The sequence below is a fragment of the Calditrichota bacterium genome, assembly GCA_013151735.1.
Taxonomy (GTDB): domain Bacteria; phylum Zhuqueibacterota; class JdFR-76; order JdFR-76; family BMS3Abin05; genus BMS3Abin05.
Genome location: JAADHR010000124.1, coordinates 1 through 5,987, shown reverse-complemented (window position 1 = coordinate 5,987; position 5,987 = coordinate 1). Strand labels below are relative to the sequence as shown.

The following is a 5,987-nucleotide window of genomic DNA, read 5'->3' as shown; positions in this document are numbered from 1 at the left end:
GATGGTTCAAGTTCAAGGCAGCATTCAAAAATGAACGTTTTTTAAGGCATTGTTTTTTTGTACGATCACCATAATTTATTATGGTGATGGTTCAAGTTCAAGGCAGCATTCAAAAATGAACGTTTTTTAAGGCATCGTTTTTTTGTACAATCACCATAATTTATTATGGTGATGGTTTATGGTGACGAATCCCCCCAATAAAAAAGGCAGGTTTTAAACCTGCCTTTTTGGATAATTCCTTTTGGAATGACTAAAGAACCTGATCCCGGTAATCCTTAATCTTGGCTTCTGCCTTCAGTTGACTGTACCACTCAGTGAATGCTTGTTGGCGTTTCTTTTGAAGGAGCTGTTGGCGAATCAGATCCTTCTGCAAAGCAAATTGTTTTTGGTCAAAAGACGTTTTTTCCAGCAGTTTGATCAGGTAGTAACCCTTCACGGTTTCAACCGGTTGAGAGATTTCATTAACATTCAGATGAAAGGCGGCTCCTTTAAAGTCGGGATCGTTTCCCACACCCGAAACAAAACCATCCATTGTAAAAGGCCCGGCTTCCTTGATGGTTAGCGAATCCTTTGCGGCCACCAATTCAAAATCCTCCGGTTTGTGCATTTTGGCCCGTTCGGCTGCGGCCCACTGCCCGGCCTTTTCTTTCCGCTTTTTCTGCAAAAGGATATTTTGAATTTGGTTTTTGACCTCATCCAATGGCTTGATGTGTTTTTTCTTGACACTGGCCACCTCGACCACAACGTACCCCTGATTGGTTTCAAAGGGTGTTTCACTGATGGCTCCGGGTTTGTTTTTAAAGACAAACTTGGCGATGTCCTGATTAAAGCCGATTCCGGGAATAAATCCGCCCCGTCTGAAATAGGGACTTTCCTTTACGTGAATCGTTGTATCCTGTTTGGCAACCCGGTCAAACCCTTCCTCTTTGGCATTTGATGCAAAATAGGCGGCTTTTCCCTTAACGGAGTCTTTGGTCTCTTCGCTGGGTTCAAATTTCAAGAGAATGTGCCGCGCACGAATCTTGAGTTTGCCGTTTTCGTATTTTCTATCTTCAACTTTAATAATATGCAGTCCAAAGCTGCTTTTAATGGGACCAACAATCTGTCCCACTTTTGCGGAAAAGGCCGCTTTTTCGAATTCCTTAACCATCACCCCTTTTCCAAAGTAACCCAGGTCGCCGCCCTTTTGGGCCGATCCGGCGTCATCGGAGAATGTCGAAGCCATCTCTGCAAAATCCGCCCCGTTTTTCAGCTTTTTGATAATTCGATTGGCTTCTGCGTAAATGGCGGCCGTATCGCTGGCGGTGGGTTTCACCGGGAAAATGACATATTTGATCTTTCGCGTTTCAGGCTCTTTGTAATCATCTTTGTGCGATTTGTAGTAGGCCTTAATCTCCTGATCGGTCACGGTAATCGGCGTATCGATAAATTTTGTCGGGCTGAAGTAGATGTATTTGACCTTGGCCTTTTCGTTTTTCTTAATGAATTCCCAGCGTACTTCTTCGTTAGAAACAATGACGGAAGAAGAAATCATATCCTGTAGTTTCTGGTACGGCAAATAGCTTCTCAAATAATCTTCCACACCCATCCAGAACTGATCGTTCTGCGGGTTTTGCATTGCCTGATAATACTTGTTCATATCGAACTTGCCGTTGGTCTGGAAGCTCTTGTTCTGGCGTAATTCCTGCGGTGGATTGTGCTGGAGATTATAAAGAATTTCCTGATCCGTTACAACGATGCCCCGCTTTTTGATTTCTTTGCCCAGCAGAATCTGTTGAACCATGGCTTCCCATGTCTGGTTTTGAAGCTGTTTGAGTTCAGCATCGGTCAGGTCTTTATTGGTCCGTTGTCTGTAAGAATCAATTCTATTTTGAAGCGCTTGATAGTATTGTTGTAAGCGAATCTCTTTTCCGGCCACTTCACCCAGAACATTGGGTCGATGTTTGATGCCGGTTACATCCATTCCCCAACTAAAAATAATTGTTCCGACAAATGCAAGTACAAGAAACACAAGAAATGCCTTGGTGTGTTCCCGCATTCTCTTCATTACCATAAAAATACTCCTTTCATCAACCGTTTAAATTCCGCCTGCTATAAAAAATAACGCCTGTTTAACGAATAGGTTGCATTACCGGCGGACATAAGACAGATAAAAAGTTAATATTTAAATTCAGGAAAAGCAAGTTATTTTTGTGAAAAAACCCGCCCCTCTCTGAGGACATTTGGGTTGAAAACCTTTCCTTTTCTGTCTATATTTAGAAGTGGAAATGGGAAGCAGATGTTGTCCGATCACTCGAAAGGGACCCTTTGGGTTAAAAAAGGTTTTTTGAATCGTGGCCAAATTCCATCTAAAAAGTTCCTACAGTCCTCAGGGCGATCAACCGAGGGCAATTGAAGAGCTCACGCGGGGAATTCTTCGCGGCGACCGTTACCAGACCCTGCTGGGTGTAACGGGATCGGGAAAAACGTTCACGATGGCCCACGTCATCGCCAATGTGGGGAAACCCACGCTCGTTATTTCCCATAATAAAACCCTTGCCGCCCAATTGTACGGTGAGTTTAAAAACCTCTTTCCCGACAATGCTGTCGAATATTTTATCAGCTACTACGATTATTATCAGCCTGAAGCCTACCTGCCGCAAACGGACACGTACATCGAAAAGGATACCTCCATTAATGACGAAATTGACCGGCTGCGCCTGAAGGCAACCTCTGCACTGTTGGAGAGGGATGACGTAATTGTAGTCGCTTCGGTTTCCTGCATCTACGGTTTGGGATCACCCGGGGAATTCCAGAAACTCCTGTTGCCGCTCCATGTGGGCCAACGCATTGAGCGGGATGAAATCCTCCTGCGGCTGGTGGATATCTACTACACGAGAAATGACATCAATTTTACACGGGGAACCTTTCGGGTCCGCGGAGATGTTGTGGAGATTTTCCCGGCGTACGAAGAACAAGCCATCCGGGTGGAGTTATTCGGCAACGAGATCGATCAGATTTCTACCGTTGACGTGCTTACAGGCGAAGTCCTTTCGGAATTGGACCGGGTGTCGATCTACCCGGCCAAACATTTTGTGACGACCCCGGAAACCCTGGAGCGCGCGATTGTCAGCATCCGGGAGGAATTGGCTGAGCGTCTTCAGGAATTTCGATCCCAGGGCAAGCTGCTGGAGGCGCAGCGTTTGGAGATGCGTACCCATTATGACATTGAAATGATGCAGGAATTGGGCTATTGCTCGGGCATCGAGAATTATTCCCGCCATCTGACCGGGCGTAAGCCCGGCCAGCGGCCCTACACGCTACTGGACTATTTTCCCGATGATTTCCTGACCATTATTGATGAATCCCACGTCACGGTGCCTCAAATTCGGGCGATGTACCGGGGCGACCGGTCCAGGAAAGAGGTGCTGGTGGAGCACGGATTCCGGCTGCCCTCTGCGCTGGACAACCGCCCGCTTTTTTTTGAAGAGTTTGAATCGGTTGTGAAACAGGTGATTTTTGTGTCGGCTACACCGGCGGATTACGAGCTGGAAAAATGCGGCGGCGTGGTCGTGGAACAGATTATTCGCCCCACCGGCCTGATGGACCCGGAGGTCGAGGTGCGCCCGGTGAAGAATCAGATTGATGATTTGATTGCAGAAATTCGGGAACGGGCGGCACGAAAAGAGCGCGTACTGGTCACCACTCTGACCAAGCGGATGGCTGAAGACCTTACGGATTACCTCACGGGAGTCGGGATCCGGGTGCGCTACCTGCACTCGGAAATTGCTGCCATCGAGCGCGTTGAAATTTTGCGGGATTTGCGGCTTCACGAATTTGACGTACTGGTGGGAATCAATCTTTTGCGTGAGGGATTGGACCTTCCCGAGGTTTCGCTGGTAGTTGTATTGGATGCCGACAAGGAAGGCTTTTTACGCTCAGAGCGGTCCCTGATGCAGGTGGCCGGCCGTGCGGCGCGTAATGCGGCGGGGAAGGTTATCTTTTATGCCGATACGATTACAGAGTCCATGCGGAAGGTGATTGAAGAAACCAACCGCCGCCGGGCCATCCAGCGGAAATATAATGAGGAACACGGCATCACCCCGCAAACCATTTACAAATCGGTTGAGGAAGTCATGGGCATTACCCGTGTGGCCGATTCCAAATCGGCCAAATGGGAAAAATCCTCCAGAAAACGCCTGATCCCCTCCGAAAAAATGGACCGCGAAGAGATGATTGAGCAACTGGAACAGCAGATGAAAGAGGCCGCCGCTAACATGGAATTCGAAAGGGCGGCTGAACTTCGCGATGAGATTAAACATTTAAGAAACAGCTGAGCTGAACCGTTAACGGTTGCCACAACACGAAGACATAAAAACTTAAATCACATACGCCAGAGCCAATCCCATAATAAAACTGCCGATACTGCCGTTGAGCAATTCAACGACAAGCAGCCTGTTGGGATACGTTGTTTGAATCCACATGTCCAAAAAACGGGGGATTATTCGAATTGCGATGAGCACCAGCCCAAAAGCCAGGCCTCTGGAAATGGTTTCCACGGGCAAACTGGATTTCATAAAAAGATAAACCAGGGCGAAGAAGAATCCCTGCACAAATGTAAATAAAAACATCATTCCCAGGTATTGCGGCACATTGGGCCATTTTTTTACAGCAGGGGAGTACTCTGTGCTGTGGTAGATTTTCGCAATAAAAGGATTCATATAGAGCGCACCGCCAAGAATAAACCACACGACAGAAGAAATGAAGCCGCCGAACAGGGCTGACAGTAAAGTGGCCATACCAAACCTCCCTTCACCATTTTGGGGAATTAGCCGATTTTTTGGCTAAAATTAGAAAAAGAGGGCAGCAGAAATCGCCCATTTTGTGTTTGGAGGAATTCGTTGCTGCCATTTTTCTTAATAAGATAAAAAAAATCGTCGAAAGTGCAACTAAAATTTTGTAAATACTTATGTTTTGTTGAATTTAAAAAAATCCTTGACAAGAAATTTAAATATCTTTATATTAGAATAACAAAATGCAATCGAAGTTTCTTTCCAGAGTAATCCATTCACAAAAAAAAGGAGGTTCTATGTTCACTGGGGTAACATTTCGAAATGTTCTGAAGGTATTATCCATTCTTTTAATTGCGGTGATGGTGATGAATCCTGTATTGATTTTTGCTCAGGATGAAAGCACGAATGCCTGCATGCAGGCTGAACAGGATGCCACCATGGATACGAATGGTACATTGTGGTTTGCAGCGGGTTGTTTGGGCGGCGTAATCGGTCTGCTGGCAGCATACGCCATTCAACCCAATCCCCCGGCTTCCAAATTAGTGGGAAAATCACCCACGTATGTGGCCACTTACACGGATTGTTATCGGGCAAAAGCGAAAAATATCCAGACGCACAAGGCCCTCCTCGGATGTGGAACGGCAGCAGCATTTTATGTGGTTTACTGGGTTTTGGTGGTAGCCGCCGCCACATCCGCAACCACAACGTATTGATTTTTCTGAAAAATGATCAGTGGACCTTTCACCGTTTTTGCTCCGGGTGAAAGGTCTTTTTTTTAGAATCATATTCCCCACCATTTGGGTGAAAGTGCGGAAGTATGAAGTAGCAGTTGAGCATGGTCCTGTCCTCTGGGAGTAAAGAACGTTTTTAGAGAAGGCCAAGGAGGAATGAAAAATGCCTCATCTTTCATTTCAACGAATAAAACCCTTTCTTGTGTTTGGATTGGTTCTGATTCTTTTGGTTGGTAGTACCACGCTTTTTGCGCAGGATGCACGTGTGCAGGCCTGTCAGCAAGCGGAAGCCGATGCCCAGGCATTTACCAATCCTGCACTGTGGCTTGCGGCTGGTTTTTTCGGGGGGATTGTCGGTGTTTTTATGGCTTACATTCTGCAGCCCAATCCACCGGCGTCCAAATTTATTGGAAAAACACCGGAATATGTGGCTGTTTATTCCGACTGTTATCGCAAAAAGGTCCGAAGCATCCGTACCCAAAAG

The 5,987-nt window shown here is 46.5% G+C and carries 5 protein-coding genes; 3 read left to right on the top strand and 2 right to left on the bottom strand.

All coding sequences use genetic code 11. The annotated features are described in order from the left end of the window. Positions 1 to 250: 250 nt before the first annotated feature. Complete coding sequence (locus tag GXO76_08525) at positions 251 to 2,053, bottom strand: hypothetical protein (GenBank protein NOY77899.1); 1,803 nt, start codon at positions 2,051 to 2,053, stop codon at positions 251 to 253. A gap of 280 nt (positions 2,054 to 2,333) precedes the next feature. On the opposite strand from GXO76_08525, the gene uvrB reads away from it, so the two are divergent. Beyond that, positions 2,334 to 4,316, top strand: coding sequence for an excinuclease ABC subunit UvrB (gene uvrB / locus GXO76_08520; GenBank protein NOY77898.1), 1,983 nt, complete (start codon positions 2,334 to 2,336; stop codon positions 4,314 to 4,316). Between the two features lie 42 nt (positions 4,317 to 4,358). On the opposite strand, the gene GXO76_08515 is transcribed toward uvrB, so the two are convergent. After that, a complete protein-coding gene (locus tag GXO76_08515) occupies positions 4,359 to 4,778 on the bottom strand; it encodes a DUF1761 family protein (protein NOY77897.1) in 420 nt (139 codons plus the stop codon). A gap of 290 nt (positions 4,779 to 5,068) precedes the next feature. Between GXO76_08515 and GXO76_08510 the strand changes: the two genes are divergently transcribed. Together GXO76_08510 and GXO76_08505 are read left to right on the top strand one after the other, a co-directional pair. Beyond that, positions 5,069 to 5,485, top strand: a complete 417-nt coding sequence (locus tag GXO76_08510) for a hypothetical protein (protein ID NOY77896.1) — start codon at positions 5,069 to 5,071, stop codon at positions 5,483 to 5,485. A gap of 181 nt (positions 5,486 to 5,666) precedes the next feature. Then, positions 5,667 to 5,987, top strand: a 321-nt coding sequence (locus GXO76_08505) for a hypothetical protein (GenBank protein ID NOY77895.1), incomplete at its 3' end; no start/stop codon positions are given.

What these genes read in the sequence shown, in the direction of transcription:
- GXO76_08525 (NOY77899.1), bottom strand. Translation starts at nt 2,053, where the DNA reads ATGGTAATGAAGAGAATGCGGGAACACACCAAGGCATTTCTTGTGTTT.
- GXO76_08515 (NOY77897.1), bottom strand. Translation starts at nt 4,778, where the DNA reads ATGGCCACTTTACTGTCAGCCCTGTTCGGCGGCTTCATTTCTTCTGTC.
- GXO76_08510 (NOY77896.1), top strand. Translation starts at nt 5,069, where the DNA reads ATGTTCACTGGGGTAACATTTCGAAATGTTCTGAAGGTATTATCCATT.